At 70.4% G+C, this 17,560-nt stretch carries 17 protein-coding genes; 7 read left to right on the top strand and 10 right to left on the bottom strand.

The window, feature by feature from the left end; translation table 11 throughout:
- Nucleotides 1-33 precede the first annotated feature (33 nt).
- Genes FLP23_RS00715 through sdhC form a run of 9 tightly spaced genes read right to left on the bottom strand, consistent with a single transcriptional unit; the run spans nucleotide 34 to nucleotide 8,172 of the window.
- Nucleotides 34-765: an HAD family hydrolase gene (locus FLP23_RS00715; protein ID WP_149324109.1), complete on the bottom strand. Its 732-nt coding sequence runs from the start codon at nucleotides 763-765 to the stop codon at nucleotides 34-36.
- Nucleotides 765-1,769, bottom strand: coding sequence for a tryptophan--tRNA ligase (gene trpS, locus FLP23_RS00710; RefSeq protein ID WP_149324108.1), 1,005 nt, complete (start codon nucleotides 1,767-1,769; stop codon nucleotides 765-767). The genes FLP23_RS00715 and trpS overlap by 1 nt, the downstream gene beginning before the upstream one ends.
- A gap of 12 nt (nucleotides 1,770-1,781) precedes the next feature.
- Nucleotides 1,782-2,615, bottom strand: a complete 834-nt coding sequence (locus tag FLP23_RS00705; protein WP_149324107.1) for an exodeoxyribonuclease III — start codon at nucleotides 2,613-2,615, stop codon at nucleotides 1,782-1,784.
- A 14-nt stretch (nucleotides 2,616-2,629) separates the two neighbouring features.
- A complete protein-coding gene (locus FLP23_RS00700) occupies nucleotides 2,630-3,598 on the bottom strand; it encodes a YihY/virulence factor BrkB family protein (RefSeq protein ID WP_149324106.1) in 969 nt (322 codons plus the stop codon).
- Between the two features lie 9 nt (nucleotides 3,599-3,607).
- Nucleotides 3,608-4,630, bottom strand: a complete 1,023-nt coding sequence (locus FLP23_RS00695) for a YihY/virulence factor BrkB family protein (protein WP_149324105.1) — start codon at nucleotides 4,628-4,630, stop codon at nucleotides 3,608-3,610.
- A 23-nt stretch (nucleotides 4,631-4,653) separates the two neighbouring features.
- Nucleotides 4,654-5,457 (bottom strand): succinate dehydrogenase iron-sulfur subunit, encoded by an 804-nt coding sequence (locus FLP23_RS00690; protein ID WP_246140003.1) that lies wholly within the window; start codon nucleotides 5,455-5,457, stop codon nucleotides 4,654-4,656.
- A complete protein-coding gene (sdhA, locus tag FLP23_RS00685) occupies nucleotides 5,457-7,292 on the bottom strand; it encodes a succinate dehydrogenase flavoprotein subunit (protein WP_246140002.1) in 1,836 nt (611 codons plus the stop codon). Before sdhA ends, FLP23_RS00690 begins: the two co-directional genes overlap by 1 nt.
- Nucleotides 7,292-7,735 (bottom strand): succinate dehydrogenase/fumarate reductase transmembrane subunit, encoded by a 444-nt coding sequence (locus tag FLP23_RS00680; RefSeq protein ID WP_149324104.1) that lies wholly within the window; start codon nucleotides 7,733-7,735, stop codon nucleotides 7,292-7,294. Before FLP23_RS00680 ends, sdhA begins: the two co-directional genes overlap by 1 nt.
- Nucleotides 7,732-8,172, bottom strand: a complete 441-nt coding sequence (gene sdhC / locus FLP23_RS00675; RefSeq protein WP_149324103.1) for a succinate dehydrogenase, cytochrome b556 subunit — start codon at nucleotides 8,170-8,172, stop codon at nucleotides 7,732-7,734. The genes FLP23_RS00680 and sdhC overlap by 4 nt, the downstream gene beginning before the upstream one ends.
- A 139-nt stretch (nucleotides 8,173-8,311) precedes the next feature.
- Between sdhC and FLP23_RS00670 the strand changes: the two genes are divergently transcribed.
- From FLP23_RS00670 to FLP23_RS00640, 7 genes are all read left to right on the top strand, one after another.
- Complete coding sequence (locus FLP23_RS00670) at nucleotides 8,312-9,427, top strand: mannose-1-phosphate guanylyltransferase (protein ID WP_149324102.1); 1,116 nt, start codon at nucleotides 8,312-8,314, stop codon at nucleotides 9,425-9,427.
- A gap of 185 nt (nucleotides 9,428-9,612) precedes the next feature.
- A complete protein-coding gene (locus FLP23_RS00665) occupies nucleotides 9,613-10,713 on the top strand; it encodes a BMP family lipoprotein (protein ID WP_246140001.1) in 1,101 nt (366 codons plus the stop codon).
- Nucleotides 10,714-10,803: 90 nt separating this feature from the next.
- Entirely contained in the window at nucleotides 10,804-12,306 is a 1,503-nt protein-coding gene (locus FLP23_RS00660) for an ABC transporter ATP-binding protein (RefSeq protein ID WP_246140000.1), read from the top strand.
- Nucleotides 12,303-13,499 carry an ABC transporter permease gene (locus FLP23_RS00655; RefSeq protein ID WP_149324100.1) on the top strand — a complete coding sequence of 399 codons (1,197 nt, stop codon included), beginning with the start codon at nucleotides 12,303-12,305 and terminating at the stop codon, nucleotides 13,497-13,499. Before FLP23_RS00660 ends, FLP23_RS00655 begins: the two co-directional genes overlap by 4 nt.
- Complete coding sequence (locus FLP23_RS00650; RefSeq protein WP_210413894.1) at nucleotides 13,496-14,788, top strand: ABC transporter permease; 1,293 nt, start codon at nucleotides 13,496-13,498, stop codon at nucleotides 14,786-14,788. The genes FLP23_RS00655 and FLP23_RS00650 overlap by 4 nt, the downstream gene beginning before the upstream one ends.
- The gene (locus FLP23_RS00645) at nucleotides 14,785-15,189 is read left to right on the top strand and encodes a cytidine deaminase (RefSeq protein WP_149324099.1); all 405 of its coding nucleotides are present in this window, start codon (nucleotides 14,785-14,787) and stop codon (nucleotides 15,187-15,189) included. The genes FLP23_RS00650 and FLP23_RS00645 overlap by 4 nt, the downstream gene beginning before the upstream one ends.
- Nucleotides 15,189-16,478 (top strand): thymidine phosphorylase, encoded by a 1,290-nt coding sequence (locus FLP23_RS00640; protein ID WP_149324098.1) that lies wholly within the window; start codon nucleotides 15,189-15,191, stop codon nucleotides 16,476-16,478. Before FLP23_RS00645 ends, FLP23_RS00640 begins: the two co-directional genes overlap by 1 nt.
- Nucleotides 16,479-16,520: 42 nt before the next feature.
- Here the strand turns inward: FLP23_RS00640 and FLP23_RS00635 are convergent, their stop codons facing one another.
- Nucleotides 16,521-17,438, bottom strand: coding sequence for an endonuclease domain-containing protein (locus FLP23_RS00635; protein ID WP_149324097.1), 918 nt, complete (start codon nucleotides 17,436-17,438; stop codon nucleotides 16,521-16,523).
- Between the last annotated feature and the right edge of the window lie 122 nt (nucleotides 17,439-17,560).

The following is a 17,560-nucleotide window of genomic DNA, read 5'->3' as shown; positions in this document are numbered from 1 at the left end:
CGATTCCGGGGTATTCCCGGGCGTCATCGGGGGTCACCGCCCCGCAAGCAGCGCCGGCAACTCGGACAGCGCCCGGATCACCGGGACGCCGGCGGCGGCCGCCTCGGCGAGCTGCTCCGGGCTCGCCGTCCCCCGGCGGTCGAGCCACACGCCGCGCAGGCCCGCGGCTGCGGCGCCGATCGCATCGGTGTGCAGCCGGTCGCCCACGTAGCAGGCCTCGCCCGGGGCGACGCCGAACCGCTCCGCGGCGATCCGGAAGATGCGCGCATCCGGCTTCGCGGCCCCCACCTCCCCGCTCGCGACGACGTTCTCGAGGGGGATGAGCGCATCCAGCCCGAGCCCCCGGATCTTCGCCGTCTGGAAGCCGAGCTCCCCGTTCGTGATGATGCCGAACCGCCGCGGCGCGAGGGATGCGAGGCAGTCGCGCACATCCGCGTGCAGCGCCCAGGTGCGTTCGTACTGCGCGAGGAAACCCTCGAACCAGGCCTGGGCCGCCTCGTCGTCGAGCTCGATGCCGTACGGCGCCACGAATCCGCGCGCCCGTTCGCGGCGCTGCCCCCGGAAGTCGAGCTCGCCGGCCAGATACCGGTGGTAGTGGTGCTCCTCGAGCGCGTGCCAGCGCGCGAACTCGTCCGCGGCGTCCGCCTCGGCGAGGGCACCGCCGATCGCCGCACGATGCGCACGGATGCCGGCCTCCACCGACTCCCGGTGGGCGAAGAGGGTGTCGTCGAGGTCGAACAGCACCACCCGCACGACGGGCTGCATCAGCGTCGGGGCAGGAAGCCGACCGCGTCGTACACGCGGCGCAGCGTCGCCTCGGCGATCGCGTCGGCCCGCTCCGCGTTGCCGGTGAGCACGCGGTCGAGCTCGGCCGGATCGGCGAGCAGCTCGAGCGCACGCTCCCGCACGGGTGCGAACTCGGCCACCACGGCATCCGCGACGGCGCCCTTGAGGTCGCCGTAGCCGCGGCCCGCGAACTCCGCCTCGAGGGCGGGGATCGTGGATCCGCCGAGCACCGACAGCAGGGTCAGCAGGTTCGAGACGCCCGGCTTCTCGGCGGGGTCGTAGCGGATCGAGCCGTCGTTGTCGGTGACCGCCGACTTGATCTTCTTCACGAGCCGGTTCGGCTCATCCAGCAGCCACAGGATGCCGTTCTCGGTGTCACCCGACTTCGACATCTTCGATCCCGGGTTCTGCAGGTCGTAGACCTTCGCCGTCTCCTTCAGGATCGACACCTCCGGCACCACGAAGGTCTCGCCGAAGCGCGAGTTGAAGCGCTGGGCGAGGTCGCGGGTCAGCTCGATGTGCTGCCGCTGGTCTTCGCCCACCGGCACGATCTCGGCGTCGTAGAGCAGGATGTCGGCCGCCTGCAGCACGGGATAGGTGAACAGGCCCACCGACGCCGCCTCGAGACCCTGCTTGGCGGTCTTGTCCTTGAACTGCGTCATCCGGCTCGCCTCGCCGTAGCCCGTGATGGTGTTGAGCACCCAGGCGAGCTGCGCGTGCGCGGGCACCTGCGACTGCACGTAGAGCGTCGAGGCGGAGGGGTCGATGCCGGCCGCGATGTACTGCGCGGCGGTGCGGCGGGTCTTCTCGCGCAGGGTCGCGGGATCCTGAGGCACGGTGATCGCGTGCAGGTCGACGACGCTGAACACGGCGTCGTAGTCGCGCTGCAGCTGCTTCCACTGCAGGAGGGCGCCGATGTAGTTGCCCGCGTGGAGCGAGTCGGCGGAGGGTTGCATGCCCGAGAACAGACGGGGCTTGGTCATGTGGGAGGTCCTTCAGATCTGGTAGTCGACGACGACGGGAGCGTGGTCCGACCATCGCTCGTCGTAGGCGGCCGCCCGATCGATCGTGTAGTTCTGCACCGTGGCGGCCAGCGCCGGGGTGGCCAGGTGGTAGTCGATGCGCCACCCGGTGTCGGTGTCGAAGGCCTGGCCGCGTTGCGACCACCAGGTGTAGGGGCCCGGCACCTCGCCCGCCCAGCGGCGGCCGACATCCACCCAGCCGAGTCCGGCGCCGGCATTGTAGTCGGGGTCGTCCTCCGCGCCGACGAAGCGGTCGAAGTAGGCGCGCTCCTGGGGCAGGAACCCGGCGCGCTTCACGTTGCCTCGCCAGTTCTTGATGTCGAGCGTGCGATGCCCCACGTTGAGGTCGCCGACCACGAGCGAGAGCGGGTTGTGCGCGGCGAGCGCCGGCAGGTGCACGAGCATCGCGTCGAGGAAGCGGTACTTCTCGACCTGCTTGGGGGTGTCGACCTCGCCCGAGTTGACGTAGGTCGAGACGACCGTGACGAGCGTGCCGTCGACGTCGTAGTCGGCCTCGAGCCAGCGGCCCGCCGAGTCGAAGTCGTCGGGCCCGAAGGTCACCCGGTGGATCTCGGCCTTGCGGCGGCTCGCGAGCGCGACACCTGCGCGGCCCTTCGCGGTGGCGGGGTCGTGCAGGATGTCCCACTCGTCGCCCAGCAGCGCGCGCAGGTCGTCGGTCTCGGCACGCACCTCCTGCAGCGCCAGGATGTCGATGCCGCGCGGGGCCAGCCACTCGCCCATGCCCTTGCGGTACGCGGCGCGCACGCCGTTGACGTTGACCGTGGCGATGCGGAGGGGGGCTGACACCCTCGGAAGTCTAGTCAGGACGTCGGACGCCCGTCCGCGTCCTCTCCTTCGTCGACGGTCTCGGTCACGATGCGTCGGCCGCGCAGCGGCACCCCGGCGTCCTTCATGCCCACGAACACCCAGCAGGCCGCCAGCAGGATCACCTGCGAGACGAGCGCGAACCAGGTGAGCAGGGTGATGATCACCGCGAACGAGGCGAGCAGCGGGTTGTCGGGGGTGCCGCCCAGCAGGAACGCGCCCACCAGTTGCAGCACCGTGAGCACCAGGGCGCCTCGCGCGGCGCCCGGGACCAGGAACCGGAGCGGGATCCGGGCTCCCGCGAGCACCCGGAACAGCGTCGCCAACAGCACGGTGTCGATGAGGAACACCAGCACGATCGACACCAGGCTCGTCGCGATGGTCGAGGTGAGGGTGCTGCGGATGCCGAGCGCGTCGAGCGCCTCGTCGAGCGCACTGCTGGCCGACGCCGAAGCCGCGGCGGAGGCGAGCAGCAGGACGCTGAACGCGAGCGCCAGCACGAAGTCCTTGATCCACAGCAGCACGAAGTGGGTGTCGGGGGAGTCGAGGTCGGCGATCAGCAGCACCGCATCCCGCGCCGACGACAACCAGCCGACCGCCGTGATCACGAGGCCCACGAGGGCGATCGCGCCGGTCCAGGTGAGCACCGCCGTGCCGACCAGCGCGCCCGGATCGATGGCGCCGCCGGCGCCCGTGTCGATGAGGCCGGGGACGAGGGCGTCGATGAGGCGCAGCAGGGCCTCCCGCAGCGCCGAGTGCTGGGGGGCGAACAGCTCGAACGACGAGAACGCCAGCCAGACGCCGGCGAACACCGCGAAGACCGCCTGCTGCGACATGCCCGCCGCCAGCAGGGGGCCGCGATGGTCGAGGTAGACGGTGTAGACGCGCACCGCCGTGCGGTCGCGCCAGCGCCGGCGGGGTCGGCGCAGCGGATCGCGGAGCGGCGAGAGGGCGGCGTCGTCCATGCCGACACGCTAGCCGGAGCGGCGGCCGAACAGGCGTCGGAAGAAGCCGGGCCTCTTCTCGGCGGAGAGCTCCGCCCGCACCTCCTCGCGGAGTCGTTCGCGCTCGGCGGCCACCTTCGCCGCGCGCTCGCTGGCGAGCTTCGCATCCAGCGGCAGACCCGCGTCCGCCATGCTCACGAACACCCAGCTCGCGGCGATGAGGATCACCTGGCACACCAGGGTGAACCAGATGAGCAGACCGATGATGACCGCGAACGAGGCCAGCAGCGGGTTGTTGGTGGCGCCGCCGAGCAGTGCCGTGCCGAGGATCTTCAGCACGCCGAGCGCGAGCGCACCGAGCAGCGCCCCGCCCGCGAGCTGCCGCAACGGGATGTGCACCCCGGCGAGGATCCGGTACAGCCCGCCCAGCACGACCGCGTCGAGGGTGAACATCACGAGCACCGAGAGCACGCGTGCCGTCACGGTGGCCGCCGTGTCGTCCCGGATGCCGAGCCAGTCGAGCACCCCGCCGAGCGCCTGGGTCGCGAACACCGACAGCGCCGCCGAGACGACGAGCAGCGCGCCGAAGCCGATCGCGAGGCCGAGGTCCTTGAGCTTCAGCAGCAGGAAGTTGGTGCGCGGTCCCGGCAGGTCGCCGAGCAGCCGGATGGCGTCGCGGGCGGAGGCCAGCCAGCCGAGCGCGGTGAAGAACAGGCCGACCAGGGCGATGGCGCCCGTCCAGCTCAGCACGCTCGGGTTGACGAGGTCGGCCGGATCGATCGCCCCGCCCTCGCCCACGTCGATGAGGCCCGGCACGGCGGTCGCGATGAGCTCGAAGAGCGCCTCGCGCAGCTCGGTGTTGCCGGCCAGCACGATCCCGAACACCGAGAACGTCACCCAGAGCGCCGCGAACACGGCGAAGACCGCCTGATTCGAGAGCCCCGCCGCGAGCAGCGGACCGCGGTGCTCGCTGTAGTCGAGGAACACCCGCACGGGCTTGAGACGCATGACCCAGGCGACCACGCGCTGCACCCACGCGATCAGAGCGGCCATGCGCTCACGCTAGCGGCGTGCGGCTACTTCTTCGGGATGTCGGGCTTGCCGCGCAGCACGGCCTGCTTGACCTCGGCGATCGCCTTCGTCACCTCGATGCCGCGCGGGCAGGCCTCCGTGCAGTTGAAGGTCGTGCGGCAGCGCCACACGCCCTCCTTGTCGTTGAGGATGTCGAGGCGCACGTTCGCGGCCTCGTCGCGCGAGTCGAAGATGAAGCGGTGCGCGTTGACGATCGCGGCCGGGCCGAAGTACTGGCCGTCGGTCCAGAACACCGGGCACGAGGAGGTGCACGCGGCGCACAGGATGCACTTGGTGGTGTCGTCGAAGCGCTCGCGCTGGGCGACCGACTGGATGCGCTCCTTGCCGTCCTTCGGCTTGGTGCTCGAGATGAGGAACGGCTGCACCTCGCGGTAGGAGGCGAAGAACGGCTCCATGTCGACGATGAGGTCCTTCTCGAGCGGCAGGCCCTTGATGGCCTCCACGTAGATGGGCTTCGTGATGTCGAGGTCCTTGATGAGGGTCTTGCAGGCGAGCCGGTTGCGGCCGTTGATGCGCATCGCGTCCGAGCCGCAGATGCCGTGCGCGCAGGAGCGGCGGAAGGTGAGCGAGCCGTCGACCTCCCACTTGATCTTGTGCAGGGCGTCGAGGATGCGATCGGTCGCGTACAGCTCCACGTCGAAGTCCTGCCAGTACGGCTCGGCGTCCTTCTCGGGGTCGTAACGGCGGATGATGAGGGTCACCGTGAAGGCCTGGATGGGCGCCTCCGCGCTCCCGCTCGCGACGGGCTGCACCTCGGTGGCGTCAACGGCCTCGAGAACGGCGGCCATCAGTACTTCCTCTCCATCGGCTGGTAGTTGGTGACGACGACCGGTTTCCAGTCGAGCGTGATGTGGTCGGCGGCGTCCGCCGAGTGCGGGTCGCCCGTGAGGTACGCCATGGTGTGCCTCATGTAGCTCTCGTCGTCGCGCTTCGGGAAGTCGTCGCGCATGTGCCCGCCGCGGCTCTCCTTGCGGTTGCGCGCCGAGAACACCACGACCTCCGCGAGGTCGAGCAGGAAGCCCAGCTCGATCGCCTCGAGCAGGTCGGTGTTGAAGCGGTGTCCCTTGTCCTGGATCGACACGTTCTTGTAGCGCTCGCGGAGGCTGTGGATGGTCTGGGTGACCTTCTCGAGCGACTCGTCGGTGCGGAACACCTGGGCGTTGCGGTCCATCTCCTCCTGCAGCTCCTTGCGGAGCGCGGCGATGCGCTCGGTGCCCTTCGAGTCGCGCAGGCTCTCGACCAGCTCGCGCACGAAGGCGGCCGGATCCGCGGGCAGCGGGGTGAAGCCCACGGTGTCCGCGTAGTCGACGGCGTTGTTGCCGGCCCGCTTGCCGAACACGTTGATGTCGAGCAGCGAGTTGGTGCCGAGGCGGTTGGAGCCGTGCACCGAGACGCACGCGCACTCGCCGGCGGCGTAGAGGCCCGGCACGACGGTGTCGTTGTCGCGCAGCACCTCCGCCTTGACGTTGGTGGGGATGCCGCCCATCGCATAGTGCGCGGTCGGCATCACGGGCACCGGCTCGTACACCGGGTCGACCCCCAGGTAGGTGCGGGCGAACTCGGTGATGTCGGGCAGCTTCGTCTCGAGCACCTCGGCGCCGAGGTGGGTGCAGTCCAGCAGCACGTAGTCCTTGTGCGGGCCGGCGCCGCGGCCCTCCGCGACCTCCTGCACCATGCAGCGCGAGACGATGTCGCGCGGCGCCAGATCCTTGATGGTGGGGGCGTAGCGCTCCATGAAGCGCTCGCCGGAGGCGTTGCGCAGGATGGCGCCCTCGCCTCGGGCGCCCTCGGTCAGCAGGATGCCGAGGCCGGCGAGGCCGGTCGGGTGGAACTGGAAGAACTCCATGTCCTCGAGCGGCAGCTTCTTGCGCCAGATGATGCCGACGCCGTCGCCCGTGAGGGTGTGGGCGTTCGAGGTGGTCTTGTAGATCTTCCCGAAGCCGCCCGTGGCGAACACGATCGACTTGCCCTGGAACACGTGCAGCTCGCCGGTGGCCAGTTCGTAGGCGACCACGCCGGAGGGCTGCTCGACACCGTCGACCTCGGTCATCACGAGGTCGAGCGCGTAGAACTCGTTGTAGAAGTTGACGCCGAGCTTGACGCAGTTCTGGAACAGCGTCTGCAGGATCATGTGGCCGGTGCGGTCGGCCGCGTAGCAGGCCCGGCGGACCGGTGCCTTGCCGTGGTCGCGGGTGTGTCCGCCGAAGCGGCGCTGGTCGATGCGGCCCTCGGGGGTGCGGTTGAACGGCAGGCCCATGTTCTCGAGGTCGAGGACCGCGTCGATGGCCTCCTTCGCGAGGATCTCGGCGGCATCCTGGTCGACGAGGTAGTCGCCGCCCTTCACCGTGTCGAAGGTGTGCCACTCCCACGAGTCCTCTTCGACGTTGGCGAGCGCCGCCGCCATGCCGCCCTGCGCGGCGCCCGTGTGCGAGCGGGTGGGGTAGAGCTTGGTGATGACCGCGGTGTTCGCGCGCGGTGCCGACTCGATGGCGGCGCGCATCCCGGCGCCTCCCGCGCCGACGATCACGACATCGTGCTGGTGGTACCGCACCCCGTCGATCACGGCGCCGTCCTCGACGGTGCTGCCGTCGACGAACTCCAGGACCCCGCCCGCGGCGCCCATCAGAGCGTCGAGCAGAAGTCGGGGAGCAGCTCGGCGGGCGCTCCGGTCGGGCAGGGGTCGAAGAAGGTCAGCACGAGGGTTCCCAGGATGAGGAGCACGGCGGTCGCCGCGCCGAGGGCGATGAGCAGCACGGTGCGGAAGCGGCCGCTCGCGTAGTCGTTGATGAGGGTGCGCATGCCGTTGGCGCCGTGGATGAGGGCGAGCCAGAGCAGCAGGGCGTCCCACACGATCCAGAACGGGTCCGCCCATTTGCCGGCGACGAACGCCCAGTCGATGGCGCGCACGCCCTCGCCCGTCAGCAGGTTCACGAAGAGGTGGCCGGAGATGAGCACGATCAGCAGCACGCCCGAGACGCGCATGTAGATCCAGCCCCACTTCTCGATGTTGAAGCGGCGGCGGTGGCTCAGGTGCGGGCTGCGCGGGGCGGCGATCTCGGTGGTCATTCGCCGCCTCCGAACACGTGCGAGAGGTGGACCGGGAGGAAGCCCGCCATGAGGATCGCCCACGCCACGATCACGATCCAGAACATCACCTTCTGGGCGCGCGGGCCCCAGTGGAAGAAGTCGATGAGGATGATGCGGATGCCGTTGAAGCCGTGCAGGAAGATCGCCGCGACGAGGGCCGCCTCGCCGAGGCCCATGATGGGCGTCTTGTAGGTGCCGATGACGGCGTTGTAGGCCTCGGGGCTCACCCGCACGAGCGAGGTGTCGAGGATGTGCACGAGCAGGAAGAAGAAGATCGCGGTGCCCGTGATGCGGTGCAGCACCCACGACCACATGCCCTCGCGACCCCGGTAGAGGGTGCCCGCGGGGAGGCGGCGCTTCTTGGGGGTGGGGACCGTTACCGCGGGGGCCCCGGGTGGTGCGGCCTGGCTCGTCACGGCACTACTCCCTCGCGATGCGCTCGTCGTCGGAACGGCTCCCAGTGTATGCCCGCCCTCGGCGCGTCGCAGGTGAGGGGAACCTCACCTGTCTCGACGTCAAGACATCGAGCCCCGCTCCGATCCGTAGGCTGTGGGCATGTCTTCGCCCCTCGAACGCTTCTACGGCGTCATCCCGGCCGGCGGCGTCGGTTCGCGGCTCTGGCCGCTCTCGCGCGCCGACGCACCCAAGTTCCTGCACGACCTCACCGGATCGGGCCGCACGCTGCTGCGCGGCACCTGGGAGCGCCTCGCCCCGCTCGCCGGACCCGAGCGCGTCATGGTCGTCACGGGTCGCGCGCACCGCGCCGCGGTCGAGGCGCAGATCCCGGAGCTCGTCGACCGCAACGTCGTGCTCGAGGCCGCCCCGCGCGATTCGACGGTCGCGATCGGGCTCGCCGCCGCGATCCTCGTGCGGCGCGAGCCGGACGTCATCGTCGGCTCGTTCGCGGCCGACCACGTGATCACCGACGAGGATGTCTTCCGCGCCGCCGTCGTGCAGGCCATCTCGGTCGCCGACGCCGGCTACATCGCCACCATCGGCATCCACCCGACCGAGCCGGCGATCGGCTTCGGCTACATCCATTGCGGTTCGGCGCTCGCCGTCGAGGGCGCCGGCGACGCGCTGCTCGTCGAGAGCTTCGTGGAGAAGCCCGACCTCGCGACCGCGCAGAGGTATCTCGCCGACGGGGCGCACCTGTGGAACGCCGGGATGTTCATCGCGCGCGCCGACCGGCTGCTCGAGGAGATCGGACGCTTCGACCCGGTGCTGCGCGCGCAGCTCGAGGAGCTCGCCGCCGCCTGGGACGACCCGGCGGCCCGCGGTCCCGCCGTCGACCGCTTGTGGCCTGCGCTGCGCAAGATCGCCATCGACTACGCCGTCGCCGAGCCGGCCGCGGCGCAGGGACGGCTCGCCGTGATCCCCGGGCGATTCGGCTGGGACGATGTGGGCGACTTCGCCTCGGTGGCCAAGCTGCATTCGGGGGGGCGGGCGAGCGAGCTCTCGATCCTCGGGGAGAACGCGCGCGTGCTCGCGGACGCCTCGAGCGGCATCGTCGTGAGTCAGAGCGGGCGCATCGTCTCGCTCATCGGGGTCCGCGACATCGTCGTGGTCGACACCCCGGACGCGCTGCTCGTGACGACGACCGCGAACGCGCAGCGGGTGAAGAACGTGGTCGACGCGCTCAAGCTCTCGGGCCGTGACGAAGTGCTCTGAGCCGCGATCGCGCCGACGGACGATGCTCATCTGAGCGCGATCATTTCCAGAGCATTTCGGAACCCGATCGGCTGTGTAACTCTTCGGTTGCGAGCGCGTCGGCGCCCGTTTCGCGCCTCGTCACATTAGGTAACGTGGAGCGCAATCCGCCGGTCATCCCGCCCGGCGACATCTTGGAGGACACAGTGACATTCACGATCCGCAGGGCGGCCCTCTCCGGCCTCGCCCTCATCGGCGCGAGCGCCCTCGTGCTCAGCGGCTGCGCCGCCGCGCCCGACGAGACGCCCGACGCGTCGGGCGAGCCGAGTGCGAGCGACTTCCTCGCCTGCATGGTCTCCGACTTCGGCGGTTTCCACGACGGTTCGTTCAACGAGGCCGCCTACCAGGGCCTGCTTCAGGCGGAGTCCGACCTCGGCGTCACCATCAAGGGTGTCGAGTCGAAGGCTGCGGAGGAGTACGTGCCCAACATCGAGGGCCTCATCTCCGAGGGCTGCGACATCATCGTGAGCGTCGGCTTCAACCTCGCCACCGCCACCCGCGACCTCGCCAAGGAGAACCCGGAGCAGCACTTCGCGCTCGTCGACTCGGCGCTGTCCAACGACGACTTCTCGCCGCTGTCGCTCGACAATGTGAAGCCCCTGCTGTTCGACACCGGCCAGGCCTCGTTCCTCGCGGGCTACCTCGCGGCCGGCGTCTCGAAGACCGGCACCGTCGCCACCTACGGCGGCAACCCGTACCCCTCGGTCACGATCTTCATGGAGGGCTACGCCCAGGGCGTCGACGCGTACAACGCGGCCCACGGAACGAGCGTGAAGGTGCTCGGCGGCGACGTGTTCGCCAACACCTTCGAGGAGCCCACCGCGGGCCAGACCCTCACCGAGGGCTTCATCGCCCAGGGCGCCGACGTGATCTTCCCGGTCGCCGGCCTCACCGGTCAGGGCTCGGGAATCGCGGCGCTCGCGCATGACGGCGTGCTCGTCATCGGCGTCGACGCCGACTGGTTCGTGAACCCGCTGCACGCCGAGTACAAGAGCCTGCTGCTCACCTCGGTGCTGAAGGGCCTCCAGATCTCGTCCTTCGAGGCGATCAAGGCGGCATTCGAGGGCAGCTTCGACGCGACCCCGTACATCGGCACCCTGGAGAACGACGGGGTGGGTCTCGCGGACTTCCACGACCAGGCCGACGCGGTGAGCGCCGAGCTGCAGGGTGAGCTCGACGCGCTGCGCGATCAGATCGTCTCCGGCGAACTCGTCATCACGACGGGCGGAACGCCCACCGCGGGCTGAGCCCCGGAGAGTCCCGCCGCGGGGGGAGTCGACATCGGTCGGCTCCCCCCGCGGTTCCCCTGAGCTGAGACGGATGGTTGTATGGGCATTGTGAGCACGCTCGAGCTCAGAGGGATCACCAAGCGCTTCGGCACGTTCACGGCGAACGACCGCATCGACCTCCGCGTGGAGGCCGGCCAGATCCACTGCATCCTGGGCGAGAACGGTGCCGGCAAGTCCACGCTGATGAACGTGCTCTACGGGCTGTACCGGCCCGACGAGGGCGAGATCCTGGTCGACGGCGAGGCCACCAGGTTCGCGAGTCCGCGCGACGCCATCGCGGCGGGCATCGGAATGGTGCACCAGCACTTCATGCTCGTCCCGGTGTTCACGGTCGCCGAGAACGTCGCGCTCGGCTACGAGCCCACGCGCTTCGGCGCATTCCTCGACCTCGACGCGGCTCGCGAGCGGGTGCGCGAGTTCTCCACCCGCTTCGGTTTCGAGCTCGATCCGGATGCGCTCGTCGAGGACCTCCCGGTGGGTGTGCAGCAGCGCGTCGAGATCGTGAAGGCGTTGAGCCGCGACGCCCGCGTGCTCGTGTTCGACGAGCCGAGCGCGGTGCTCACCCCGCAGGAGACCGACGAGCTCATGGCCATCATGAAGCAGCTCGCCTCCGAGGGCACCGCCATCCTGTTCATCACCCACAAGCTGCGCGAGGTGCGCGCGGTGGCCGACGTCATCACCGTGATCCGGCATGGACGCGTGGTCGGCCAGGCCGATCCGCAGGCGAGCTCCGAGGAGCTCGCGGCGCTCATGGTGGGGCGGGCCGTCGAGCTGACCGTCGCCAAGGACGCTGCGCAGACCGGTGAGGTCGGGCTCTGCATCCGGGGGCTCCGCCACCGGAACGCCGCAGGCGTCGTCGTGCTCGACGGGATCGACCTCGAGGTGCGCCGCGGCGAGATCGTGGCGATCGCCGGCGTCCAGGGGAACGGCCAGACCGAGCTCGCGGCGGCGGTTCTCGGCCTGCTGCACGGCGTCGAGGGCGAGATCGAGCTCGACGGCCGCTCGCTCGTGGGTCGCAGTGTCAAGCACGTGCTCGACGCGGGGGTCGGCTACGTGCCGGAGGACCGCTCCCTCGACGGGGTCGTCAAGGAGTTCTCGATCGCCGAGAACATGGTGCTCGATCGCAGCGATCGCGCGCCCTTCGGCGGTGCCCTCTCCCTGCGCCTCGGCGAGATCCGCCGCTTCGCGGAAGACGCCCGGGTCGAGTTCGATGTGCGTGCCCCGAGCATCGACGCGCTCGTCGGGCAGCTGTCGGGCGGCAACCAGCAGAAGGTCGTTCTCGCGCGCGAGCTGAGTCGCGAGCTGCGGCTGCTCGTCGCGGCCCAGCCGACCCGCGGGCTCGACGTCGGCTCCATCCAGTTCGTCCACGAGCGCATCGTCGCCGCTCGCGATCAAGGGGTTCCCGTGCTCGTCATCTCCACCGAGCTCGACGAGGTCGTCGCGCTCGCCGATCGCATCGCCGTCATGTACCACGGCAGGATCGTCGACATCGTCGCGCCGGACGCGTCGCGCGAGCGGCTCGGCGCCCTCATGACCGGGGTGACCGCGTGAGCGCGCCCGAACCGGTCGCGCCGCCCCGGCCCGCGCGGGACTGGGCGGGGGTCGCGCGCGACATCCTGTCCGGGAACGTCGTGCTGTCGATCGCGGCGGTCGTCATCGCGTTCCTGCTCGGCGGGGTGCTCATCGCGGTGACCGACGAGGGCGTGCAGAAGGCGGCGGGCTACTTCTTCGCGCGGCCCGGCGACACCTTCCAGGCGATCGGTCAGGCCGTCGGCGGCGCCTACGCGGCGATGTTCGCCGGCGCCGTGTTCAACCCGCGCGGCGGGTTCCCCGGCGGCTTCGCCTCGATCGCCGAGACCCTCACCTACGCGACACCGCTCATCGCGGCCGGCGTCGGCGTGGCGGTCAGCTTCCGGGCCGGCATGTTCAACATCGGCGGCAACGGCCAGATCATCGCGGGCGCGACCTTCGCGGCGTGGGTGGCCGTCAGCTGGCCGCTGCCGACCGGCATCCACCTGCTGGTCGCGGTCGTGGCCGGCATCCTGGGCGGGGCGCTCTGGGGCGGCATCGTGGGACTGCTGAAGGCCACCACCGGGGCGCACGAGGTGATCGTGACGATCATGCTCAACTACATCGCCGCCCTGCTGCTCCAATACCTGCTGCTCGGCCCGCTGCGCGGCGAGGGCAGCCTGCAGCCCGTGAGCGCGCCGATCCCCGAGAGCGCGAGCTACCCCGTGCTCACTGGCCGCCTGCATCTCGGCGTCGTGCTCGCACTCCTCGCCGTCGTGTTCATGTGGTGGCTGTTCTCGCGGTCGAGCCTCGGCTTCAAGATCCGTGCGGTCGGGCTCAACCCGGCCGCGGCCCGCACGGCGGGGATCGCCGTCGGGCGCGTCTACGTCGCCACCATGCTCATCTCCGGAGGCATCGTGGCCATCGCCGGCACCCACCAGGTGCTCGGGACGGGGACGGATCTGCGCGACGGCATCGAGGGGTCCCTCGGCTTCGACGCGATCACCGTCGCCCTGCTCGGGCGGTCGCGGCCCGGGGGCGTCCTCGCCGCGGGCCTCCTCTTCGGGGCGCTGCGAGCGGGGGCGCGGCAGATGCAGATCTCGACCGGCATCACGGTCGACATCGTGCTCGTCGTGCAGTCGCTCATCGTCCTGTTCCTCGCGGCGCCCCCGCTCGTGCGCGCCATCTTCCGACTGCCCGCGCCGCGGCCCGTCGTGCAGGGAGGTGCGGCATGACCGCGGCGACCCTCGAACCCGCGCCCACCCCCGCGACCTCGCGAGAGCACACCCGCGCCCTCGTGCGTCGCTACGCGGCTCCCGTGCTCATGCTGCTCGGCGCGCTCGCCGTGCTCCTCGGGCTGTTCGGAGCGGCGCAGCCCCCGGGAGAGGTCTCCTCCGCGTTCCTGCTCGCGACCGGCAGCGACTTCGTGCAGCTGCCGCCGCTCTCCCTGCCCACCGTGGCGAGCGGGATCGCGGCGGGCATCGTGCTGCTGGCGATCACCGCGGTCGCGACCGTCTTCGCGATCCGCGGATCCCGTCGGCCCCGCGGGCTCGCGGTCGGCTATGTGCTCGTCGCCGTCGTCGCCCTGCTGATCTGGGCTGTCGCCGACAAGGAGCTCTCGATTCCGGCCCTGCTCGCGGGATCGCTCGCCTTCGCGGTGCCGCTCGTCTACGGATCGCTCGCGGGCGTGCTGAGCGAGCGCTCGGGCGTCGTCAACATCGCCATCGAAGGCCAGCTGCTCTCGGGAGCGTTCTGCGCGGCCGTCATCGGAACGCTCACCGGCAACCTGTTCGTCGCCCTCATCGCCGCGGGGATCGCGGGCGCGGCGGTCTCCATCGTGCTCGCCGTCTTCGCGGTGCGCTACCTCGTCGACCAGGTCATCGTCGGCGTGGTGCTCAACGTCTTCGTGATCGGACTCACCACCTTCCTGCACTCCAATGTGCTTACCCCGGCCACCAACTCGCCGCCGCGGTTCGAGCGCATCGCGATCCCCGGACTGTCGCAGATCCCGCTCGTCGGGCCGATGCTGTTCAACCAGACCGTCGTGGTCTACCTCATGTACCTCGTGCTCGCGATCGTCACCATCGCGCTGTTCCGCACCCGCTGGGGGCTGCGGGTGCGGGCCGTCGGCGAGCACCCGCAGGCGGCCGACACCGTCGGCATCAACGTGGCGCGCACCCGGCTGCTCAGCGTGCTGCTCGGTGGTGTCGTCGCGGGGCTGGGCGGTGCCTACTTCACGATCGGTTCGGTGGGCGCGTTCAGCCCCGAGATGACGGCGGGCAACGGATTCATCGCGCTCGCCGCGCTCATCTTCGGGCGCTGGCATCCGCTCTACGCCGCGGCTGCGGCGCTGCTGTTCGGGTTCACCCGCAACCTGCAGTCGCTGCTCGGCATCATCGGATCGCCCATCCCGAGCCAGTTCCTGCTGATGCTGCCCTATGTGGTCACGATCATCGCGGTCGCCGGATTCGCCGGCCGGGTGCGGGGACCGGCCGCCGACGGCGTCCCCTACGTGAAGTCATGAGCGACGGGATCGACTGGGCCGCGTTGCGGGCCGCCGCCAACGCCGCCCTGGAGCACGCCTACGTGCCGTACTCGCACTTCCCGGTCGGGGTGGCGGCGCTCGTCGACGACGGCCGGATCATCTCGGGCTGCAACGTCGAGAACGCCTCGTACGGGCTCACCCTGTGCGCCGAATGCGCGCTCGTCTCGAGCCTGCACATGACCGGCGGCGGGCGCCTCGTCGCCTTCACCTGCGTCGACGGCAAAGGGCAGACGCTCATGCCGTGCGGACGCTGCCGGCAACTGCTCTTCGAGCATTCCGCAGAGGGCATGCTGCTGGAGACGGTCTCCGGGATCCGCACGATCGACGAGGTCATCCCCGACGCCTTCGGCCCCCGCACCCTCGAGGAGTACCGGTCCTGATGGTGGAGCCCTTCGACACCGTCGACCTCATCCATCGCAAGCGCGACGGGGGAGCGCTCGACGCCGCGCAGATCCGCTGGCTCGTCGACGCGTACACGCGCGGCTACGTGGCGGACGAGCAGATGTCGGCGTTCACGATGGCCGTGTTCCTCAACGGGATGAGCCCCGACGAGATCCGCGAGCTCACCCTCGCGATGGTCGCGAGCGGGGAGCGGCTCGACTTCTCGGGTGTCGGCAAGCCGACCACCGACAAGCACTCGACCGGGGGAGTGGGCGACAAGATCACCCTGCCGCTCGCCCCCCTCGTGGCGTCGTTCGGCGTCGCCGTTCCGCAGCTCTCGGGCCGCGGCCTCGGACACACCGGGGGCACCCTCGACAAGCTCGAGTCGATCCCCGGCTGGCGCGCGCGCCTCAGCAACGAGGAGTTCCTGACCCAGCTGGGTTCGGTGGGCGCGGTCGTCTGCGCGGCCGGTGCCGACCTCGCACCCGCCGACGGCAAGCTCTACGCGCTGCGCGACATCACCGGCACGGTGGAGTCCATCCCGCTCATCGCCTCCTCGATCATGTCGAAGAAGATCGCGGAGGGCACGGCTTCCCTCGTGCTCGACGTGAAGTTCGGCTCGGGCGCGTTCATGAAGGACCCTGCACGGGCGCGCGAGCTCGCCGAGACGATGGTGCGACTCGGCAACGATGCGGGCGTCGCCACCCGGGCTCTGCTCACCGACATGAACGTGCCGCTCGGGCTCGCCATCGGCAACGCCAACGAGGTCCGCGAATCCGTCGAGGTGCTCGCGGGCGGCGGGCCGTCGGATGTCGTCGAGCTGACGGTCGCTCTCGCGCGGGAGATGCTCGAGCTCGCGGGGCGCCCCGACGCCGACGTCGAGGCGGCGCTCGCCGACGGTCGCGCGATGGACAGCTGGCGGGCCATGATCGCGGCGCAGGGCGGCGACCCGGACGCGCCCCTGCCGACCCCGCGCGAGTCGCACACCGTGCGCGCCGAAACGGACGGGGTGCTCGCAACCCAGGACGCGTTGTCGTTCGGCGTCGCCGCCTGGCGTCTCGGCGCCGGTCGTGCCCGCAAGGAGGACCCCGTGGTGCACGCAGCGGGCATCGACCTGCACGCGAAGCCCGGCGACGAGGTGCGCGCAGGCGATCCGCTGTTCACCCTGCACGCCGACGACCCCGCCCGCTTCGCCCGTGCCCTCGAGTCCCTCGACGGCGCCTACACCGTCGCGCCCGCGGGCACCCGCATCCCGGCACGCCCCCTCGTGGCCGCCCGCATCCGCTGACCCCATCTCCGCGAAAGTACGCACTTCTGGGCCAGAAACGGCTCAATTCACCCCCGAAGTACGTACTCTCGCGGAGATCGCGGAGCGGAGCCGGCGGATCAGCCGGTCACGAGCCGGGGCGTCGGCGAAGTCCGCAGCGGTGACCCGGATGATCAGCCACCCCGCCTCCTCCATTTCGCGGTAGCGACGGATGTCGTATTGCCACTGTTCACGGTCGGTGCGGTGGTGATCGCCCTCGTACTCGATCCCGATGCGCAGCTGCGGCCATCCGAGATCACACCGGCCGATCTTCCGACCCCAGCGGTTCACCACCACGCATTGCACGACCGGCTCGGGCAGACCCGCGTCGATGATGAGCACGCGCAGCCAGGTCTCCCGAACGGACGCGGCGTCGCCGTTGAGGACCGGCAGCGCGTCGCGCATGAGCTTCGAGCCGCGCCGCCCTTCGTAGCGCGCGAGCGCGGCGAGCAGCTCGGTGGTGGTGGCGAGCGGATGCTCACCGCCGATGAGGTGGTCCCCGATGGCCACCACTTCGTGACGTAGTAGCCCGCCCGCCGACAGATCGCACCACGTCCGGGCGGGGGTCGTGACGGGGATGCCGTCCACGAGCATCACGTCTCGCGCATCGATGATGACGTGATGTGCGACGACACCGCGGGCATCGACGCGGCGCTCGCCCGCGACGACGCCGATGTGCAGCAAATCGCTCACCTTCCGCGGCGGCAGCGGGATGCCGTGCAGCCCGGCGGCGGTCGGCCCGAAGTAGAAGGCGCGATCGGGCATCCGGGGCATGAACGCCTCCGCTCGTTCGCGGAGGTTGCGGACCTCGATGCGAGAGCGGATCCCCCAGAACGGCGCATACAGCGTGCGGGTGCGGAGCTGCTCAGGGGTGGCGCCGGCGTTGACGGCGTCGGAGACACGAAACCGGTCGCCGAGGGGTTCGAGGAGTGAATCATCCATGACCGGCGAAGGTACGAGCTTCGCTGTCACCGTTCGGACGCGAGGCCCGAAGTGTGGACTCCGGCATGGCAGCGCGCCGGGGGGAGGAGCAGGCCCGCGATCTCCCCGAAAGTACGAGCTTC

The sequence above is a fragment of the Protaetiibacter larvae genome, from assembly GCF_008365275.1.
GTDB lineage: Bacteria > Actinomycetota > Actinomycetes > Actinomycetales > Microbacteriaceae > Homoserinibacter > Homoserinibacter larvae.
Note: the sequence above shows the minus strand (reverse complement) of the source record. Positions and strands in the feature narration are given on the sequence as shown.

What these genes read in the sequence shown, in the direction of transcription:
- FLP23_RS00715 (WP_149324109.1), bottom strand. Translation starts at nt 765, where the DNA reads ATGCAGCCCGTCGTGCGGGTGGTGCTGTTCGACCTCGACGACACCCTC.
- trpS (WP_149324108.1), bottom strand. Translation starts at nt 1,769, where the DNA reads ATGACCAAGCCCCGTCTGTTCTCGGGCATGCAACCCTCCGCCGACTCG.
- FLP23_RS00700 (WP_149324106.1), bottom strand. Translation starts at nt 3,598, where the DNA reads ATGGACGACGCCGCCCTCTCGCCGCTCCGCGATCCGCTGCGCCGACCC.
- FLP23_RS00695 (WP_149324105.1), bottom strand. Translation starts at nt 4,630, where the DNA reads ATGGCCGCTCTGATCGCGTGGGTGCAGCGCGTGGTCGCCTGGGTCATG.
- FLP23_RS00690 (WP_246140003.1), bottom strand. Translation starts at nt 5,457, where the DNA reads ATGGCCGCCGTTCTCGAGGCCGTTGACGCCACCGAGGTGCAGCCCGTC.
- sdhA (WP_246140002.1), bottom strand. Translation starts at nt 7,292, where the DNA reads ATGGGCGCCGCGGGCGGGGTCCTGGAGTTCGTCGACGGCAGCACCGTC.
- FLP23_RS00680 (WP_149324104.1), bottom strand. Translation starts at nt 7,735, where the DNA reads ATGACCACCGAGATCGCCGCCCCGCGCAGCCCGCACCTGAGCCACCGC.
- FLP23_RS00670 (WP_149324102.1), top strand. Translation starts at nt 8,312, where the DNA reads ATGTCTTCGCCCCTCGAACGCTTCTACGGCGTCATCCCGGCCGGCGGC.
- FLP23_RS00650 (WP_210413894.1), top strand. Translation starts at nt 13,496, where the DNA reads ATGACCGCGGCGACCCTCGAACCCGCGCCCACCCCCGCGACCTCGCGA.
- FLP23_RS00645 (WP_149324099.1), top strand. Translation starts at nt 14,785, where the DNA reads ATGAGCGACGGGATCGACTGGGCCGCGTTGCGGGCCGCCGCCAACGCC.
- FLP23_RS00640 (WP_149324098.1), top strand. Translation starts at nt 15,189, where the DNA reads ATGGTGGAGCCCTTCGACACCGTCGACCTCATCCATCGCAAGCGCGAC.
- FLP23_RS00635 (WP_149324097.1), bottom strand. Translation starts at nt 17,438, where the DNA reads ATGGATGATTCACTCCTCGAACCCCTCGGCGACCGGTTTCGTGTCTCC.